The following is a 19,154-nucleotide window of genomic DNA, read 5'->3' as shown; positions in this document are numbered from 1 at the left end:
AGCAAGCCCCCTCACCACAGGGGAGGTCAGCCGCGCTCGGCGGGCACCGGTGACAGTTCGAACGGGCTGCTGCTGCGGCGCTGGTTGCGGTCTTCCCGCGGGGTGGCGCCGAAAAAATTGCGATAGGCACTGGAAAAGTGCGGCCCGGACGAGAAGCCGCAGGACAGGCCGATCTGGATGATCGACTTGCTGGTCTGCATGAGCATCTGCCGTGCCTTGTTCAGGCGCAGCTCCAGGTAATACTGGCTGGGAACTCGATTGAGGTACTGCTTGAAGATCCGCTCCAGCTGGCGCCGCGACACGCACACGTGCTGGGCGATTTCGTCGGTGGTCAGCGGCTCTTCGATGTTGGCCTCCATCAACAGCACCGCCTGGGTCAGCTTGGGGTGGCTGGAGCCGAGGCGATTCTGCAGCGGAATGCGCTGGCGCTCGCCACCCTCGCGGATGCGCTCGACCACCAGTTCTTCCGACACCGCACCGGCCAGCTCGGCGCCGTGATCGCGGGCCAACACCGCCAGCAACAGGTCGAGCACCGACAAGCCGCCACAGGCGGTCATGCGGTCGCGGTCCCAGTCGAACAGGTGGCTGGTGGCGATGACCTTGGGGAAGCGCTCGGCGAAATCATCCTGCCAGCGCCAGTGCACCGCCGCGCGGTAGCCATCCAGCAGCCCCAGTTGCGCCAACGGGTAGACCCCGGCCGACAGCCCGCCGATGGCGCAACCAGTGCGCACCAGCTGTTTGAGCGCGCTGCTGAGCGGGCCGCTCAGGGCTGCCGGTGGCTCGTCGGCCAGCAGGAACAGCTTGCTGCAACCGTCCAGGCGCCCCGCCCAAGGCTCGCCCGGCAAACGCCACGCAGTGGCTTCGAGCGGCGCCTCGGCCTGCAGGAACAGCAGCTCGTAGCTGACATCCGGATGCACCCGCTGGGCCACGCGCAAGGCTTCTTCGGCGAGGGCCAAAGTCAGGGCCTTGGCGCTGGGCCAGATCAGAAATCCAATTCGTTGGGCTGTCATGGGATACGGTCCGAAACCTGTTCAATATCGCTGGCCGGATGCCGGGGCACCCTGGAAATTCTTTCCGGGCATACCGCGAGGTGCGCAGCATGCCCTGTTTCTTCGTCCGGTGTCAGCGGCGAAATGTATCAATGAATGATCCGGCCTATTTGAGGCTGCCGGAAAGAAACTGCTGCAAACGTTCGGACTGCGGGTTGCTCAGCACCTGGCGCGGATCGCCCTGCTCCTCGATACGCCCCTGATGCAGGAAAATCAGCTGATTGGACACTTCGCGGGCAAAGCCCATCTCGTGCGTGACGACCACCATGGTCCGGCCTTCCTGCGCCAGGCCTTTCATGACCTTGAGCACGTCACCCACCAGTTCGGGATCGAGCGCCGAGGTAGGCTCGTCGAACAGCATCACTTCAGGCTCGACCGCCAGCGCGCGGGCAATCGCCACCCGCTGCTGCTCGCCACCGGACATATGCCCGGGATAGGCGTCCTTGCGATGGCCGACGCCGACCTTGGCCAGATAATGCTCGGCCTTTTCCAGCGCCTCGCGCTTGCTCATGCCCAGCACGTGCACCGGTACTTCGATGACGTTTTCCAGGGCCGTCATGTGCGACCACAGATTGAAATGCTGGAACACCATGGCCAGCCGCGAACGCAGGCGTTGCAGCTGTTTGGGGTCGGCAGCCCGCAGTGCGCCGTCCTTGCCGGGCACCAGCTTGAGCTCTTCATTGTTGAGCAGGATGCGCCCGGCATGGGGCTGCTCCAGCAGGTTGATGCAGCGCAGGAAGGTGCTCTTGCCCGAACCGCTGGAGCCGATGATGCTGATCACATCACCGGCCTTGGCGGCCAGCGACACGCCCTTGAGCACTTCGTGACTGCCGTAGCGTTTGTGCAGGTCCTGAACTTCGAGTTTGTACATATTCAGCGGTCTCAATCGGCGCGCGGGCGCCCGTGACGAAAAAGGCTCAGTGACGCGGCGCCATATAGCCCAGCCAGCGGCGCTCGGCGCGCTTGAACAGGCGGACGAGAATGAAGGTCAGACCCAGATAGAACGCCCCGGCGGTGATGTACGCCTCGAAGGGGAAGTAATACTTGGCGTAGACCGTCTGCGCGGCACCGGTGATATCCATGAGGGTAACGATGGACGCCAGACTGGTGGTCTGCAGCATCATGATCACTTCGTTGCTGTATTGCGGCAGGGCCCGGCGCAATGCCGAGGGCAGCAGGATGCGCCGATACAACTGGCGCGGCGACATACCCATGGCCCTCGCCGCTTCGAGCTCACCAGGGGGTGTGGCCCGCAGGCTGCCGGCGATGATCTCGGCGGTGTAGGCACTGGTGTTGATGGCGAACGCCAGGCAGGCGCAGAAGGTCGCACTCTTGAGCAACGGCCACAGCAAGCTCTCGCGCACCGCCGCGAACTGCGACAGGCCGTAGTAGATCAGAAACAGCTGCACCAGCATCGGCGTGCCACGGATCACATAGGTGTAGAACCACGCTGGCCAGTTGATCAGGCGGTTCTTCGAGACCCGCATCAGCGCCAGCGGCAAGGCCGCCAGCAAGCCGAAAAACAGCGAGATGCCCAGCAGTTTGAGGGTTTCGAGCATGCCCCAGAAGTACAGTGGCAGGTTGGCCCAGACCACGTGGTAATCGAATATCACAGCAATGCCCTCACAGATCGGCCATCCGCACGCCCACCGAATAGCGGCGCTCGACCCAGCGCAGTACCAGCAGCGACACGCTGGTCAGCACCAGGTACATGCCGGCCACGGCGAGATAGAAGGTAAAGGGCTTGCCGGTCGCGTCACCGGCCTGCTTGGCCTTGAACATCATGTCTTGCAGGCCCACCACCGACACCAGCGCGGTGGCCTTGGTCAGCACCAGCCAATTATTGGTGAAGCCCGGGATCGCCAGGCGAATCATCTGCGGCACCAGCACCCGGAAAAACACCTTGAGGCTGCTCATGCCATAGGCGATACCGGCCTCGGCCTGGCCCTTGGGAATAGCCATGAAGGCACCACGAAAGGTCTCGGACAGATAGGCGCCGAAGATGAAGCCCAGGGTGAAGATGCCCGACACCAGCGGATCGAGATCGATGTAGTCGTCATGGCCCAACAGCGGCGCGACGGTATTGAGCAGCACCTGACCGCCATAGAAGATCAGCAGGATCAGTACCAGATCGGGGATGCCGCGGATCACCGTCGAATACAGGTCGCCCAGCCACGCCACCCAGCGCACCGGCGACAGGCGCATGGCCACGCTCACCAGCCCCAGCACGACGGCCAGCGCCATCGAGCACAGGGCCAGCTCCAGGGTCAACCATGCTCCGTCGAGAATGACGGCACCGTAACCGCTCAGCACAGGCAAAAGCCTCTGGTCATCGAAAGGTTCTCCAGCAGAATGAAAAAATGGCATGCGCCACGCCAGACCCGGCAGCGCACACCATTGCGGCTCCTGTAGCGAGGGGCCTTGCCCCCGATCAGGCGCTAGCCGTTATTGGCCGTAGATATCGAAGTTGAAGTACTTGTCCTGGATCTTCTTGTAGGTGCCGTTCGCGCGGATCGCGGCGATGGCGGCGTTCAAGCGATCCAGATCGGCCTGATCACCCTTGCGCACCGCGATGCCGATGCCGTCGCCAAAATACTTGGCGTCGGTGAACGCGGGACCGGTGAAAGCGTAGCCCTTGCCGGCGTCGGTGTTGAGGAAACCGTCCTGAAGCAGGGTGGCATCGGCCAGGGTGCCGTCGAGACGACCGGCGCTGACGTCCAGGTAGATTTCGTTCTGCGAGCTGTAGGGTTTGACCTCGACACCCAGCGGCTGCAGCACCTCGGTGGCGAAGCGCTCGTGGATCGAGCCGCGCTGCACACCGATGACCTTGCCCTTGAGCTCGGCCATGCCGTCGCTGATCGTGATGCCCTGCTTCATCACCAGGCGCGCCGGGGTGTTGTAGTACTTGTTGGTGAAGTCCACCGATTGCTTGCGCTCATCGGTGATCGACATGGACGACAGGATGGCGTCGATCTTGCGCACCTTGAGCGCCGGGATCAGCCCGTCGAACGGCTGCTCGACCCAGGTGCACTTGGCTTTCATCTCGGCGCACAGGGCGTTGCCGATGTCGTAGTCGAAACCGACGATGCTGCCATCCGGGGCCTTGGAAGCGAACGGAGGATAAGCTGCCTCGATACCGATCTTCAGCGGTTTTTCATCGGCGAAGGCCGACATCGACAGCACGGACAATGCCAGGGCACCAAACAGGGCGAGCTTCTTCATAGGTGAAGACTCCAACGAAAGCGGGCAGTAAAAAGCAGAATGGGCACGAACCCAGTATGCGAGGGGATACAGACACGAATGAAATCGGCCGCCGATCAGGGTCGACGATTGACGCGCATTTTAACGACCGATGGCCAGTCGATATTTCCTCAATGCGACAAGAAGTTACAGATGCACCAAGTTGGCGCCGAGCGGGAGTTGACTAACGTCGGATATTCTGAAATCACCACCGATCCTGTAGCGAGGGGGCTCACCCCCGAAAAGTTTTCACCCGCCCGCCAACGCGAGCCAGTGGATTTTTCGGGGGCAAGCCCCCTCGCTACAGTGTGATCAAGCGGCTTTCATGGTCTTGTGGGTATCGATCAAGTGCTGCACCACGCCCGGATCGGCCAGGGTCGAGATATCTCCCAGGGCGTCGTATTCCCCGGTGGCGATCTTGCGCAGGATGCGGCGCATGATCTTGCCCGAACGGGTCTTCGGCAAGCCCGGTGCCCACTGGATCACGTCCGGCGAGGCGATCGGGCCGATCTCCTTGCGTACCCAGTTCTTCAGCTCCAGGCGCAGGGCCTCGCTGGGCTCCTCACCACCATTGAGGGTTACATAGACGTAGATGCCCTGGCCTTTGAGGTCATGGGGCACGCCCACCACCGCGGCTTCGGCGACCTTCGGATGGGCGACCATGGCGCTCTCGATCTCGGCCGTGCCCATGCGGTGCCCGGACACGTTGAGCACGTCGTCCACCCGCCCGGTGATCCAGTAGTAGCCATCTTCATCGCGCCGCGCGCCATCACCGGTAAAGTACATGCCGCGAAAGGTCTTGAAGTAGGTGTCGACGAAGCGATCATGATCGCCATACAGGGTGCGCGACTGGCCCGGCCAGGAGTCGAGGATCACCAGATTGCCTTCGTTGGCGCCTTCGATGATGTTGCCCAGGTTGTCCACCAGTGCCGGCACCACGCCGAAGAACGGCTTGGTCGCCGAACCTGGCTTGAGGCCGATAGCGCCTGGCAACGGACTGATGAGGATGCCGCCGGTCTCGGTCTGCCACCAGGTATCGACGATCGGGCAGTGCTGCTTGCCGATAGTGTTGTAATACCAGTTCCAGGCCTCGGGGTTGATCGGCTCGCCCACCGAACCCAGCAGGCGCAGGCTCGAACCGTCGGCGCCTTCGACCGCCTTGGTGCCCTCGGCCATCATTGCGCGGATCGCCGTAGGCGCGGTGTAGAGAATATTGACCTTGTGCTTGTCGACGATCTTCGACAAGCGGGTGATGTCCGGATAGTTGGGCACCCCTTCGAACAGCAAGGTGGTGGCGCCGTTGGCCAATGGCCCGTAGACGATGTAGCTGTGGCCGGTGACCCAGCCGACGTCGGCGGTGCACCAGTAGATGTCACCCGGCTTGTAGTCGAACACTCGCTCGTGGGTCAGCGCGGCATAGACCAGATAGCCGCCGGTAGTGTGCAGCACGCCCTTGGGCTTGCCGGTGGAACCGGAGGTGTAGAGGATGAACAGCGGCTCTTCGGCGCCCATTTCCTTGGGCAGGCAATGGCTGGAGGCTACCTTCATCAGGTCTTCGTACCAGATGTCGCGATGCTGGTGCCAGGCGATGTCGCCGCCGGTGCGCTTGCAGACGATGATCTTCTGCACGCTCTTGGTTTCGGGGTTGGTCAGCGCCAGATCGACGTTGGCCTTGAGCGCCGTGCGCTTGCCGCCGCGCAGGCCTTCGTCGGCGGTGATCACGACTTTGGACTGGCAGTCGATGATGCGCCCGGCCAGGGCCTCCGGCGAGAAGCCGCCGAACACTACCGAGTGGATGGCACCGATGCGCGTACAGGCCAGCATCGCCACCACGGCCTCGGGGATCATCGGCATGTAGATGGTCACCACATCGCCGCGGTGCACGTCCTGGCCACGCAGGGCGTTGGCGAACTTGCAGACTTGTTCGTGCAGTTCGCGGTAGGTGATGTTGCGATGCTCCGAGGGGTCATCGCCTTCCCAGATGATCGCGACCTGATCGCCACGCTCTGCGAGGTGGCGGTCCAGGCAGTTGTGGGACACGTTGAGGGTACCGTCGGCAAACCATTTGATATCGACATGGTGATCGTCGAAGGAAGTCTGCTTGACCGTGGTGAAGGGTTTGATCCAGTCCAGACGCTGGGCCTGTTCACGCCAGAACCCATCAGGGTTGATCACCGACTGCTGGTACATCGCCTTGTAGGTCGCTTCGTCCGTCAGGGTGTTGGCCGCTACTTCGGGGCGAACCGGATAAAGGGAAGCCGCACTCATCATTAGGTTCCTCAGCACAATCGTTGTTTTTGTATGGCCGTGTTGTAAGCCGGATCCCCGCTCATGGCCATTCGACAATGGTAGTAAAGCAAGGGTAGCCAATTATTCATGCGAGGCAGGGAGACGTAAAAGGTTCACCGTGGCCGGTGGGTTCAATGCCCCTCGCTCACCCCGTAGGCGCGCAGCTTGTTGGCGATGGTGGTATGGGACACGCCCAGGCGCTTGCCCAGGGAGCGACTGGTGCCGAAATCGCGGTACAGGCGCTCGAGCACGGCTTTTTCGAAGCGCCCGACGATTTCACCGAGGTCACCGTCCAGCGAAAACTCGCCCAGCGGCGGGTGCTCGCCGAAATCCGCCAGGCGCAGGTGCTCGGCGCGGATCAAGCGGCCATCGCTGAGCGACACCGCCTGGAACAGCACGTCTTCGAGTTGGCGCACATTGCCGGGCCAGTGGTAGAGCCGCAGCCTGTCCTGGGCGCTGGGCAACAAGGTCGGCAGCGGGCAGCCGATCTGATGGCTGGCCTGGCTGAGGAAGTGCCGCTCCAGCTCGCCGAGGCCATCCATGCACTCGCGCAAGGGCGGAATATCCAGGGTCAGCACACTGAGGCGCCGGTGCAGCTCCTGGCTGAACTCGCCCAGATGGCTGCTGGCGGCGAGGTCTATCTGGGTCGAGCAAATGATGCGCACGTCCAGCGCGACCTGCTGTTCGCTGCCGACCCGGCAGAACCAGCCCTGCTGTAGATAGCTGAGCAATTTCGCCTGCAGCCGCGGGCTCAACGCACCGACGCCGTCGATCAGCAGACTGCCACCGGCCGCCAGCTCCAACAGCCCGAGACGGCCGTCGCTGCGCGCTCCCTCGAATGCCGCCGGGCCGTAGCCGAACAACTCGGTGTCGATCATCGGCTCCGAGAGGTCGGCACAGTTGAGCACCATGAACGGCGCCTGGGCCCGCGGGCTGAGAAAGTGACAGGCACGGGCGAGGAGTTTCTTGCCGGTGCCGGGCTCGCCACTGATCAGCAGCGGGGCGTCCACGGTGGCCATGCGCTGCGCCGCCTCGACCACTGCGGTCAGGGCCCGTGAGCTGTGAAAGATACTGTCGAAGCCATGCAGCTCGCGCTTGCGCACCTGATAGATGTCCTCGCCCACGTGATCGGCACGGTGCAGGGTCAGCACCGCACCGGCCAGGCTGTCGCCGTCGGTCGTCGGCACATCCACGGGCGCGATATCCGCCAGATAGGTACCGCCGCAGACGTTCATCCGCAGGCCCTGAACCGCCGAGGCATTGGCGCCCAGCAGGTCCGCCAAGTGCACATCGTCGGTGTAATGCGCCAGCTCCAGGCCCGGCAACTGATCGGCCGGTACCTCGAGCAACTGCACCGCCGCGCGATTGGCGGCGACGATGCCACCGTCACGGTCGATGGACAGCACCGGGTCGCGCAGCGCGCCCAACAAGGTATCGAGCTCGGTACGCTGGCGCTCGCTGGGCATCAGGTGCACGCTACGCAAGCGCACCACGCCGGCGATGGCCAACAAGGGTGCGGAAATTGCCTGGAATTCGTCTCGCGTCAGTTGCGGACAGCGCAGGTACAGCACCTCGTTGCTTTTACCCGCGACTTCGGTACGCGACACCTGAATACCCTGCGCAACCAGCAGGTCGAGGATGTCGCGCAGAATGCCGATTCGATTCTGGCAATGAACCTTGATACGCATGGTTGATCCTTAATTATCATGAAGCACGCATCGGGCTGACACGCAAAAGCCGCGTAAAGAATAGATGACAAATCCAACCGTCTGTCCGTTACGCGGGTCGTCCGTCGCTGGATCTACCGTTCGTCGGCAATGCCGCTGTCCAATCCGCCCGCCACTCCTTAGGAGCGCCTGATGACGACCCTCGATAAAGCCCAATGCGAGCCCTGCCGCGCCGACTCCCCGCAGGTCGACGCGGTGCAGTCGCCTGCCCTGCTGCGTCAGCTTCCGGGCTGGCAGGTAGAGAATCGATACGGTATCGATCAACTGGAAAAAAGCTTCGGCTTCGAGAATTTTCGCCAGGCGCTGGACTTCACCAACGCCGTGGGCGAACTGGCCGAAGCCGAAGATCACCACCCGGCCCTGCTGACCGAGTGGGGCAAGGTCACCGTCACCTGGTGGACCCATTCGATCAAGGGGCTGCACCGCAATGATTTCATCATGGCGGCGCGCACGGAGCAGGCCTTTATCGCATCCAGCGGCGCTTAGTCAGCGCACATCCCCACGCAGCGCCTGCACCTGCTCGCGCAGACGCCCGGGCATCAGCGCGTCGGCTGCGGCGGGTTGCCCGGCAACCACCGTGACACGGGACCACAGGCGCCGGAACACGCCCTTGTTGGGGTCTCGGCTGAAAAAGCTGCCCCACAGCCCTTGCAGCGCCATGGGGATCACCGGCACCGTGCTGGACTTGAGGATCGTGGTGACGCCGCCCTTGAACTCGTTCATTTCGCCGTCGGAGGTCAGCTTGCCTTCGGGGAAAATGCACACCAGTTCGCCGTCCGCCAGATACGCCTGAATGCGCGCGAACGCCTGCTCGTAGACCTGCTGGTCCTCGCTGCGGCCGGCAATGGGAATCGCCCCGGCGGTGCGGAAGATGAAGTTGAGCACCGGTAGGCGGTAGATCTTGTAATACATCACGAAGCGAATCGGCCGACGCACCGCGCCACTGATCAGCAGTGCATCGACGAACGACACGTGATTGCACACCAGCAGCGCCGCGCCCTCTTCTGGAATCAGCTCGAGATCCCGGTGCTCCACGCGGTACATCGAATGCCCGAGCAGCCAGATCAGGAAGCGCATGGTGAATTCCGGCACGATGCGGAAGATGTACGCACTGACCAGCACGTTAAGCAGCGACACCACCAGAAACAGCTGCGGGATCGACAGTTTGGCCAGGCTCAACAGCAGGATCGAGACAATCGCCGACACCACCATGAACAGCGCGTTAAGGATGTTGTTGGCGGCAATCACCCGCGCCCGTTGATGCTCAGGCGTGCGCGACTGAATCAACGCGTACAGCGGCACGATATAGAAGCCACCGAACACCCCCAGGCCGAGAATATCGAACAGCACCCACCAGGCCTGACCGATCGCCAGCACTTGAGTCCAGCTCAGGGACGCATCGCTGGCCGGAAAGCCGTCTGAATGCCACCACAGCAGCAGGCCGAACAAGGTCAGGCCGAAGGCGCCGAACGGCACCAGGCCGATCTCCACCTTGCGCCCCGACAGCCGCTCGCAGAGCATCGAGCCCAGGGCAATGCCCACCGAAAAGACGGTGAGGATCAAGGTCACCACGGTTTCGTCACCGTCCATCCACTGCTTGGCGTACGCGGGAATCTGGGTCAGGTAGATGGCCCCGACGAACCAGAACCACGAGTTGCCGACGATCGAGCGGGAGACCGCTTTGGTCTGCCCCAGCCCCATGCGCAAGGTGGCGGCGGTCTGGCTGAAGACGTTCCAGTTGATGGGCATATCTGGCGTCGACGCCGCCGTGCGCGGAATCCCGCGACTGGCCAGGTACCCCAGCACCGCGATGGCGACGATCGCCACGCCGACGATCGGCTGGTAGTGGGTATTGGACATGATCACGCCGGCGCAGATGGTGCCGGCCAGAATCGCCAGAAAGGTGCCCATTTCCACCAGGCCGTTGCCGCCCACCAGCTCTTCGGGCTGCAGCGCCTGGGGCAGGATCGAATACTTGACCGGCCCGAACAGCGCCGAATGGGTGCCCATGGCGAACAGCGCCAGCAGCATCATCGACAGGTGGTCGAACATGAACCCCGTCGCGCCCACCGCCATGATCAGGATCTCGGCGAGTTTGATCAGCCGGATCAGGCTGTCTTTGGGGTATTTTTCGCCGAACTGACCGGCCAGTGCCGAGAACAGAAAGAACGGCAGGATGAACAGCATCGCGCACAGATTGACCCAGATGGAGCGGTCACCGTCGATGTTGAGCTTGTAGAGAATGGCGAGGATCAATGATTGCTTGAACACGTTGTCGTTGAACGCGCCCAGCGATTGCGTCACGAAAAACGGCAGAAAGCGCCGTTTGCCCAACAGACTGAATTGCGACTGGCTCATCGTCCCTGTTACCTGTGTGGCGCCGGAGGTCGGCCGAATAAGGCCAAATGCGGCTTAGCCTTATCGATTGGATTGCCGATGTCCACAAAAAGCCACAACACAGGGGGATCATTCTGCCAGCGCAGCCGCCGCCGGCTTGCGCCGCAGGCCGAACAAGGCCAGCACGCACAGGCTGATCAAGCCGATGGCATAACCATCGCTGGTGGCGATCAGGCCGAACCGCTGCACGGCAAAGCCCGCACACAAGGCCGGCAGACAGAACGCCAGGTAGCTCAGGACATAAAAAGTCGCCATCAGGCCCGCACGCTCATGGGCCAGGGCCAAGGGCATGACACTGCGCACCGAACCGAGGAAACCACTGCCGAAGCCGGCCCCGGCGACCACGGTGCCGATAAAGAACAGCAATACCCCACCACTGTGCATGGCCAGCAGGATCAGCACCGCGCCTGAAGCCAGCAAGCTTGCGCCCAGCACCAGACTGCGTTGCGCCGCACCGTGGCGCATCACGGCGATGGCCGCCGCACCACTGAGCGTCATGGTCGCCACCAGCGCGCCGCCGAGCAGATTGGAGGTCAAGCCGGTGGCGGCCCGCACCAGGGACGGCGCCAGCGACAGGAAAAAACCGCCCAGCGACCAGGTCGCCACATCCACCGGCAGCATCCGCAGCAACGCCTGACGCGCCTGCGGTGGCACACTCAACGCCGGGCGCAACGAAGCGAGAGCACCAGGCTGCGGGCTGACGCTTTCGCGCAGGCGCCAGAGCAGCAGCACTTGCACCACGAAACAGCCGAGCACGGCGATGTAGGAAAGCTGCAACGGCCAGGGTGCATATTGCAGCAGCAAGCTGGTGCCGAAGGCACCGACCGCCATGCCGATCAAGGGCGACAGGCTGTTGATCAAGGGCCCCTTGTCCCGGTGATAATCGATCAAGGCCGCGCCCAGCACGCTGGTGGCCATGCCGGTGGCGAAGCCCTGCAACAGGCGCGCGGCAATCAACCAGGCGACACTGTCGGCATAGATGAACAGCAGCATCGAGGGTATTTCCAGGATCAACGCCAGCAGCAATACCGGGCGTCGGCCCAGGTAGTCGGACAGCGAGCCCACGGTGAGCAAGGCCACCAACAGGCTGAACGCATAGACGGCGAAGATCAGCGTCAGGGTCCCGGAGGAAAACCCCCAGGCTTCCTGATACAAATGATAAAGCGGCGTCGGCGCACTGGAGGCCGCGAGAAAGCTCACCAGAATGAACGACAGATAGACCAGCGCCGTACGGTCGGCGAACCCGCGGGGTGCCGGGGTGACGGGTGATGCAGTGGATTCGGCGGACATGTACAGGCCACTCCCTTTAAAGCTATATTTTTGCGTTAAGGGAGTCTGTACCCATCCCGCGCTTAAAGCAAACGCTTTGTGTTAAGGTCACGCCATGGCTATTAAAGAAGGTATTCGCACGGGCGGCCGCAGTGCTCGTGTGCAGGAATCGATCCATGCGGCGGTCCGCGCCCTGCTCGACGAGCAGGATCGCGCTTCCCTGACCGTGCCGCAAATCGCCGCGCGCGCAGGGGTCACGCCGTCGACCATCTACCGCCGCTGGGGCGACCTCACCGCCCTGCTGGCCGACGTTGCGGTCTCGCGCCTGCAGCCGGACAGCGGGCCGCTGGACACCGGTTCGCTGCGCGGCGATCTGCTGGCGTGGGCCGAGCAATACCTCGACGAGATGAATTCCGAACCGGGCCGCAACATGGCGCGCGACATCGTCAGCAGTTGTAGCTCGGGTTACTGCACCACCATCCTGCGAGGTCAGTTGCAGGCGATCATCGACCGCGCCCAGGCCCGTGGCGAAGTCGCTCCCGACGCTGACCGGCTGCTTGACCTGATCGTCGCGCCCATTCTCTTTCGTCTGCTGTTCGCTGAAGCGCCGGCGACCGCCGAGCATGTTCAGGGGCTGGTCGACAGCAGCCTCTGCGACCTTGGTCGGCGCTGACGAAAAACCTGCCGCGTGGCAGACTGCGTGATGCCCACTCATACGCATAAACCCCTGTAGCGAGGGAGCTTGCTCCCGATAACATGGGGTCAACTGCATCCAGTGCGCTGACGGACCGCAATCGGAGGCAAGCCTCCTCGCTACAGGGTTCGGTACCCCTTTTGTTCTGGAGCTGATCGATGTCGCTGTCCAGCGGGCTGATTGCTGCGGCCGCCCTGGTCTATATGGCCGTCATGCTTGCCATTGCCTCTTACGGCGACCGTCGCCGCGTGCCGCTGCGCCCGCGTGTGCGCGCCTGGGTCTACAGCCTGTCGCTGGCGGTGTACTGCTCAAGCTGGACCTTCTTCGGTGCCGTCGGCCAGGCCGCCGAGCAGCTCTGGTCGTTCCTGCCCATCTACCTTGGCCCCTTGCTGCTGATGCTGCTGGCACCCTGGGTGCTGCAAAAGATGGTGCTGATCAGCAAACAGGAAAACATCACCTCCATCGCTGACTTCATCGCCGCGCGGTATGGCAAATCCCATGCTCTGGCGGTGGCCGTGGCGCTGATCTGCCTGGTCGGGGTGCTGCCTTATATCGCGTTGCAGCTCAAAGGCATCGTGCTGGGGGTCAACCTGCTGATCGGCGAGGGTCCGGACGCCGCCGGTATCCATGTGCAAGACACCGCCATGGTGGTGTCGCTGGTGCTGGCGCTGTTTACCATCGCCTTCGGCACCCGCTCCCTGGACGTCACCGAACACCATCGCGGCATGATGATGGCCGTCGCCTTCGAGGCCATCGTCAAGCTACTGGCATTCATCGCGGTGGGGGTATTCGTCACCTACGGCGTGTACGACGGTTTCGGTGATCTGGTCAGCCAGGCCAAGCTGACGCCGCGCCTGGAAACCTACTGGCAGGAGACGGTCAACTGGCCCTCGCTGGTGGTGCAGAGTGGCGTCGCCATGATGGCGATCATCTGCCTGCCGCGGCAATTCCACGTCACCGTGGTCGAAAACATCGAACCGCAGGATCTGCGCCTGGCGCGCTGGGTGTTCCCCGCCTACCTGGTGCTCGCCGGGTTGTTCGTGGTGCCCATCGCCCTGGCCGGGCAGATGCTGCTGCCGGCGTCGGTGATCCCCGATTCCTTCGTCATCAGTCTGCCGCTGGCCCTGGCGCATCCGGCGCTGGCGATGCTCGCCTTCATCGGCGGTGCTTCGGCCGCCGCCGGTATGGTCATCGTCGCCAGCGTGGCCCTGTCGACCATGGTTTCCAACGACATCCTGCTGCCATGGTTGCTGCGCCGCCAGAGCGCGGAGCGGCCGTTCGAGCTGTTTCGCCATTGGATGCTGACCGTCAGGCGCGTCAGCATCGTGGTGATCATGCTGCTGGCGTACGTGAGCTACCGCTTGCTGGGCTCCACCACCAGCCTGGCGACCATCGGCCAGATCGCCTTTGCCGCGATCACCCAACTGGCACCGGCGATGATCGGTGCGCTGTACTGGAAGCAAGCCAACCGCCGCGGCGTGGTCGCGGGGCTCGCGGCTGGAGTGCTGCTGTGGTTCTACGCGCTGGTGCTGCCGCTGGTGGCCCACGGCCTGCAATGGCCACTGATGGCCTTCCCGGGCTTGAGCTGGCTGCAAAGCAATCCGTGGAGCCTGCCGATCTCACCCCAGACTCAAGGCGTGGTGTTGTCGCTGGCGGGCAACTTCGTGCTGTTCGTCTGGGTCTCGGTGCTGACCCGCACGCGGGTTTCCGAACACTGGCAGGCGGGGCGCTTCGTCGGCCAGCAAATCGCTGCGCGGCCCAATAGCCGCACCTTGCTGGCGGTACAGATCAACGATCTGCTGCAACTGGCCGAGCGCTTTGTGGGGCAAGAGCGCGCGCGGCAGAGCTTCACGCGCTTTGCTGCGCGGCAGAACAAGCCCTTCAACCCGACGCAGAACGCCGACCGCGACTGGATCGCCCACACCGAGCGCCTGCTGGCCGGGACCCTGGGCACCTCGTCGACCCGGGCGGTGGTCAAGGCCGCCATCGAAGGCCGCGAGATGCAACTCGAGGACGTAGTGCGCATCGCCGATGAAGCCTCCGAGGTGCTGCAGTTCAACCGCGCGCTGCTGCAAGGCGCAATCGAGAACATCAACCAGGGCATCAGTGTGGTCGACCAGTCGTTGCGCCTGGTGGCCTGGAATCGGCGCTATCTGGAGTTATTCAATTACCCGGACGGTTTGATCGCCGTCGGCCGCCCGATCGCCGACATCATTCGCTTCAACGCCGAGCGCGGCTTCTGCGGCCCAGGCGAACCCGAGGTGCATGTGGCGCGGCGCCTGCATTGGATGCGTCAGGGGCGCGCGCACACGTCCGAACGGCCGTTCCCCAATGGCCAGGTCATCGAGCTGATCGGCAACCCGATGCCGGGCGGCGGCTTCGTCATGAGTTTCACCGACATCACCGCCTTCCGCGAAGCCGAACGGGCGCTCAAGAATGCCAACGAGGGCCTGGAGCAACGGGTGGCCGAACGGACCCACGAACTGTCCCAGCTCAACCTCGCCCTGACTGAGGCCAAGGGCACCGCCGAAGCCGCCAACCAGTCGAAAACCCGCTTTCTGGCGGCCGTTGGCCATGACCTGATGCAGCCGCTCAATGCCGCGCGGCTATTCTCCGCCGCCCTCTCCCATCAAGGCGAGGAGTTGTCCGAGCAGGCCCAGCAATTGGTGCAGCACATGGACAGCTCGCTGCGCTCGGCCGAGGACCTGATCAGCGATCTGCTGGACATCTCGCGCCTCGAAAACGGCAAGATCACGCCTGAACGCAAGCCTTTCGCGGTCAACGAGCTGTTCGCCACCCTCGGCGTCGAGTTCCAGGCGCTGGCCCGCGAACAGGGCCTGACGTTCAAGGTGCATGGCAGTGACCTGCGCATCGACAGCGACCAGAAACTGCTGCGGCGCATCCTGCAGAACTTTCTCACCAACGCCTATCGCTACGGCTCTGGCACGGTGCTGCTGGGCGTGCGGCGCAAGGCCGGGCAGTTGAGCCTCGAGGTGTGGGATCGCGGCCCTGGCATCGCCGAGGACAAACTGCAGGTGATCTTCGAGGAGTTCAAACGCCTGGACAGCCATCAGACCCGCGCCGAGAAAGGCCTCGGCCTGGGGCTGGCGATCGCCGAAGGCCTGTGCCGCGTGCTCGGCCACGAACTGCAAGTGCGTTCATGGCCCGGACGCGGCAGCGTGTTCAGCGTGCGCGTGCCACTGGCGGTGGCCGCCGCCGGTGTGGCCGCCATCGTCCCCCACGCGGGTGACACCCTGGGCGGCACGCGGGTGCTGTGCGTCGACAACGAAGACAGCATCCTGATCGGCATGCAGAGCCTGCTCAGCCGCTGGGGCTGTCAGGTCTGGACGGCGCGCAACCGCGACGAATGCCAACATCTGTTCGCCGGTGGCCTGCGCCCGCAACTGGCGCTGGTAGACTTTCATCTGGATGCGGGCGACACCGGAACCGAGCTGATGGCCTGGCTGCGCACCTGCCTCAACGAGCCGGTGCCTGGCGTGGTCATCAGTGCCGACGGGCGCCCTGAAACGCTCGCCCTGGTGCACGCCGCCGGCCTCGACTACCTGGCCAAGCCGGTCAAGCCGGCGGCGTTGCGAGCCTTACTCAATCGGCACTTGAGCCACGTCTGAGGGGCGCTCGGGGGTTTCATCGGTGGTGGGGGCATGGGCGTCTTCCATGGCGCGCTCCAGCAAGTCGGCCGGCAAGCTCTTGCTGGCCCGGGCGCCGAGCAACTTCAATTGTTCGCTGCGGCTGACCAGGTTGCCGCGCCCTTCGGTGAGCTTGTTGCGCGCCGAACTGTAGGCCTTGTCCAGTTGCTGCAGGCGATTGCCGACTTCGTCCAGATCCTGAATGAACAGCACGAACTTGTCGTACAGCCACCCTGCCCGCTCGGCGATCTCGCGGGCGTTCTGGCTTTGCCGCTCTTGTTTCCACAGGCTGTCGATCACCCGCAAGGTCGCCAGCAAGGTGGTGGGGCTGACGATCACGATCTGGCGGTCGAAGGCCTCCTGGAACAATCCCGGCTCAGCCTGCAGCGCCGCCGAAAAGGCGGCTTCGATCGGCACGAACAGCAGCACGAAATCCAGGCTGTGCAAGCCCTCGAGGCGGTTGTAGTCCTTGCCTGAAAGCCCTTTGACGTGATTGCGCAAAGACAGCACGTGTTGTTTGAGCGCCGCCTGCGCCACCGCCGGATCATCGCAGGACACGTACTGCTGGTACGCCGTGAGGCTCACCTTGGAGTCGACCACTACCTGCTTGTCCCCAGGCAGCATGATCAGCACGTCGGGCTGAAAGCGCTCGCCGTCAGGGCCCTTGAGGCTGACCTGGGTCTGGTACTCGCGGCCCTTTTCAAGGCCGGCGTGCTCAAGGACTCGCTCGAGGATCAACTCCCCCCAGTTGCCTTGGGTCTTCTGGCCCTTGAGCGCCTGCGTGAGGTTTTTCGCCTCGTCGCCCAGGCGCAGATTGAGCTGCTGCAGACGCTCCAGCTCCTTGGCCAGGGAAAAGCGCTCACGGGCCTCCTGCTGGTAGCTTTCCTCGACGCGTTTTTCGAACGACTGGATGCGTTCCTTGAGCGGATCGAGCAACTGCCCGAGGCGCTGCTGGCTGGTCTCGGCGAAGCGCTGTTCGCGCTCATCGAAGATTTTGCCGGCCAGCTCGGCGAACTGCGCACGCAACTCGTCCCGCGAACCCTGTAGGTCGGCGAGGCGCTGCTGATGGCTTTCCTGTTGTTCGCGCAACTCGGCATTGAGGCCCGCGCATTGGGCGTCCAGGCGCCGCAGTTCGGCCTCCCGCGCAGTACGCTCCAGCGACCAGGCATGGGCTGCGTCACGGGCATTGTCGCGGTCGATCTGCAGCAGCTCGAGTTCCCTGGCCTGGGCCGCCAGCGACGACTGCTTGAGGGCATTGGCCTGGCTCAAGTCGCTGATTTCGTCACGGCTGCTTTCAAGCTGCGCGGCCAGGCCATCCTGGGCCATTTGCGCCGTGGCCAGGCGTTCGTCCATCAGCGCCAGCTCGCCTTGCGAGGCCATGACTCGCCGCTGCAGAGTCCAGGCCAGCGCCACACAGGGCACCGCCGCTGCCAGCAGCCCCCACACCATACTGGTGATATCCACCGCCATAACCGCACCATCCACACATTGAAGGCGCCAGTCTGAGGCCGACGACGCCCACAGGCAAACGCGGCGCCAATGATGATCAGTCGCGCAACAGGATGGCGCACAGTGACGTGGGCTAAAAAAGGCTCTATCGATAGATTTTTTCTTTCGATACACTTTTTTTCGCCATTCTCGGAACGGGATCGGACACGGCGGAAAATTGCCACGCGCACTGGTGGGACCAAGCACAAAATCACCGCTTCGGCCGATCCAGGACCGCCACCCGCGATCTAGAGCAACCGCGCGGGACAATCCACAGAAGCTGTGGATAACTCAGTGGACAACCCTCCCTCACGCCCCGCAAAGGCTTATGGGACGGGGCCTGCGGTCAAACTGTCGATTTTTTCACCAATTAAAAAAAGCGTTTTTTTTCATTGACTTAAATTTGCAAAAACGGTTAGCCCGACGCGGAACCGTTCTTGTTACCAGCAAGTGACACTTTGGACCGCAATGTGCACAACCGCCCTAAAGGAAGGCGATGGCGCGCACCAATAGTGCCCTCCGGCACACCACTGTTGAAACATCCAGTCTATTACGGGGGGTTTGCAAGTTTCCTGAAAAAATGCACACTGGTTGGCTGTTCGTCGGGTAGTTTTTGCTTGATTTCAAAAACGACTTGCGATAGGCCCAGTCGATCAGGTAGGCTTCTCCGCAGTTAGTACCAAGCTGAAAGTCAATTTTGGCCGTCGCTGTCCTCCAGCCCCTTCTTCCGCCGCCTGCCAGCGCATTGCCGTTGCAGTCTCGCGAATCTCCGCGCTGAACCAAGGACCACCTCCGGCCTACACGATGGTTTCCAGGTAACCCCTGCCTCCCGCTTCACATGGATGAAGCACATCACGGAGCAGCTGCGTTATCCGGCAAAACCAAGCCGCAGATTGATCAGGATATCCACCCAGGGCGACGGACCTTTTCCCTGACGTGTCGCCTGTCACCCCACGTACCGACCTGTCGCCTCAACAGCCATCACTTATTCCGGCGTTGCCCGACAGATTTGTTCCAGCCAGGTTCTTCGTACGGCCATTGGTGGTCGGCGTTTGCTGGAACGTTTTCGATTTGCGCGGATCCTATCCGCGTATTCAGCAGGAACACCCATAACATGACCCACACTTTTCATACCCAGGATGCCATCCGCACCCTCACCAACGCTTTTGCCCCCCTGGACTGCCTGATCGTGGCAGCTCGCAACGGCTGCTTCAGCTTCACCCTGGTCGACGAGCACGGCATTGCCCGTCGCAGCGAACGCCTGTATCCGGAGCAGTACGCCAGTGCCGCACCGCTGCAAGCGATCATCGATCGTACCCGTCAGGCACTGGTTGCCTGACGCGGGTTTGACCAC

Annotated in this window: 14 protein-coding genes; 4 read left to right on the top strand and 10 right to left on the bottom strand. The window is 63.0% G+C overall.

What is annotated here, in order from left to right; genetic code table 11:
• Positions 1 to 26 precede the first annotated feature (26 nt).
• The 7 genes from argR to AC3WJP_RS24480 form a co-directional block, all read right to left on the bottom strand.
• Positions 27 to 1,010: a transcriptional regulator ArgR gene (gene argR, locus AC3WJP_RS24510; protein ID WP_493723396.1), complete on the bottom strand. Its 984-nt coding sequence runs from the start codon at positions 1,008 to 1,010 to the stop codon at positions 27 to 29.
• A 145-nt stretch (positions 1,011 to 1,155) separates the two neighbouring features.
• On the bottom strand, positions 1,156 to 1,920 hold the full coding sequence (locus AC3WJP_RS24505; protein ID WP_493723397.1) for an ABC transporter ATP-binding protein: 765 nt from the start codon (positions 1,918 to 1,920) through the stop codon (positions 1,156 to 1,158).
• 46 nt (positions 1,921 to 1,966) lie between these two features.
• Positions 1,967 to 2,662 carry an ABC transporter permease gene (locus tag AC3WJP_RS24500; RefSeq protein ID WP_493723398.1) on the bottom strand — a complete coding sequence of 232 codons (696 nt, stop codon included), beginning with the start codon at positions 2,660 to 2,662 and terminating at the stop codon, positions 1,967 to 1,969.
• A 10-nt stretch (positions 2,663 to 2,672) separates the two neighbouring features.
• A complete protein-coding gene (locus AC3WJP_RS24495; RefSeq protein ID WP_493723399.1) occupies positions 2,673 to 3,362 on the bottom strand; it encodes an ABC transporter permease in 690 nt (229 codons plus the stop codon).
• A gap of 132 nt (positions 3,363 to 3,494) precedes the next feature.
• Positions 3,495 to 4,271 (bottom strand): ABC transporter substrate-binding protein, encoded by a 777-nt coding sequence (locus tag AC3WJP_RS24490; protein ID WP_493723400.1) that lies wholly within the window; start codon positions 4,269 to 4,271, stop codon positions 3,495 to 3,497.
• A gap of 330 nt (positions 4,272 to 4,601) precedes the next feature.
• On the bottom strand, positions 4,602 to 6,557 hold the full coding sequence (gene acs / locus AC3WJP_RS24485) for an acetate--CoA ligase (protein ID WP_493723401.1): 1,956 nt from the start codon (positions 6,555 to 6,557) through the stop codon (positions 4,602 to 4,604).
• A 152-nt stretch (positions 6,558 to 6,709) separates the two neighbouring features.
• Entirely contained in the window at positions 6,710 to 8,266 is a 1,557-nt protein-coding gene (locus AC3WJP_RS24480; RefSeq protein WP_493723402.1) for a sigma 54-interacting transcriptional regulator, read from the bottom strand.
• A gap of 171 nt (positions 8,267 to 8,437) precedes the next feature.
• Between AC3WJP_RS24480 and AC3WJP_RS24475 the strand changes: the two genes are divergently transcribed.
• On the top strand, positions 8,438 to 8,791 hold the full coding sequence (locus AC3WJP_RS24475; RefSeq protein WP_493723403.1) for a 4a-hydroxytetrahydrobiopterin dehydratase: 354 nt from the start codon (positions 8,438 to 8,440) through the stop codon (positions 8,789 to 8,791).
• Here the strand turns inward: AC3WJP_RS24475 and AC3WJP_RS24470 are convergent, their stop codons facing one another.
• On the bottom strand, positions 8,792 to 10,663 hold the full coding sequence (locus AC3WJP_RS24470) for an MFS transporter (protein ID WP_493723404.1): 1,872 nt from the start codon (positions 10,661 to 10,663) through the stop codon (positions 8,792 to 8,794). It abuts the gene before it with no gap.
• A 108-nt stretch (positions 10,664 to 10,771) separates the two neighbouring features.
• Entirely contained in the window at positions 10,772 to 11,992 is a 1,221-nt protein-coding gene (locus AC3WJP_RS24465) for an MFS transporter (RefSeq protein WP_493723405.1), read from the bottom strand.
• Between the two features lie 94 nt (positions 11,993 to 12,086).
• Here AC3WJP_RS24465 and AC3WJP_RS24460 point away from each other — a divergent pair, with 94 nt between their 5' ends.
• Positions 12,087 to 12,644, top strand: a complete 558-nt coding sequence (locus AC3WJP_RS24460) for a TetR/AcrR family transcriptional regulator (protein WP_493723406.1) — start codon at positions 12,087 to 12,089, stop codon at positions 12,642 to 12,644.
• 179 nt (positions 12,645 to 12,823) lie between these two features.
• Positions 12,824 to 16,294: a hybrid sensor histidine kinase/response regulator gene (locus tag AC3WJP_RS24455; RefSeq protein ID WP_493723407.1), complete on the top strand. Its 3,471-nt coding sequence runs from the start codon at positions 12,824 to 12,826 to the stop codon at positions 16,292 to 16,294.
• On the opposite strand, the gene AC3WJP_RS24450 is transcribed toward AC3WJP_RS24455, so the two are convergent.
• Positions 16,265 to 17,668 (bottom strand): DNA recombination protein RmuC, encoded by a 1,404-nt coding sequence (locus AC3WJP_RS24450; RefSeq protein ID WP_493723438.1) that lies wholly within the window; start codon positions 17,666 to 17,668, stop codon positions 16,265 to 16,267. The genes AC3WJP_RS24455 and AC3WJP_RS24450 overlap by 30 nt on opposite strands.
• A gap of 1,246 nt (positions 17,669 to 18,914) precedes the next feature.
• Here AC3WJP_RS24450 and AC3WJP_RS24445 point away from each other — a divergent pair.
• Positions 18,915 to 19,139: a hypothetical protein gene (locus AC3WJP_RS24445; RefSeq protein ID WP_493723408.1), complete on the top strand. Its 225-nt coding sequence runs from the start codon at positions 18,915 to 18,917 to the stop codon at positions 19,137 to 19,139.
• Positions 19,140 to 19,154: the final 15 nt, after the last annotated feature.

This window comes from Pseudomonas sp. GW821-FHT01A09 (assembly GCF_058986725.1).
Note: the sequence above shows the minus strand (reverse complement) of the source record. Positions and strands in the feature narration are given on the sequence as shown.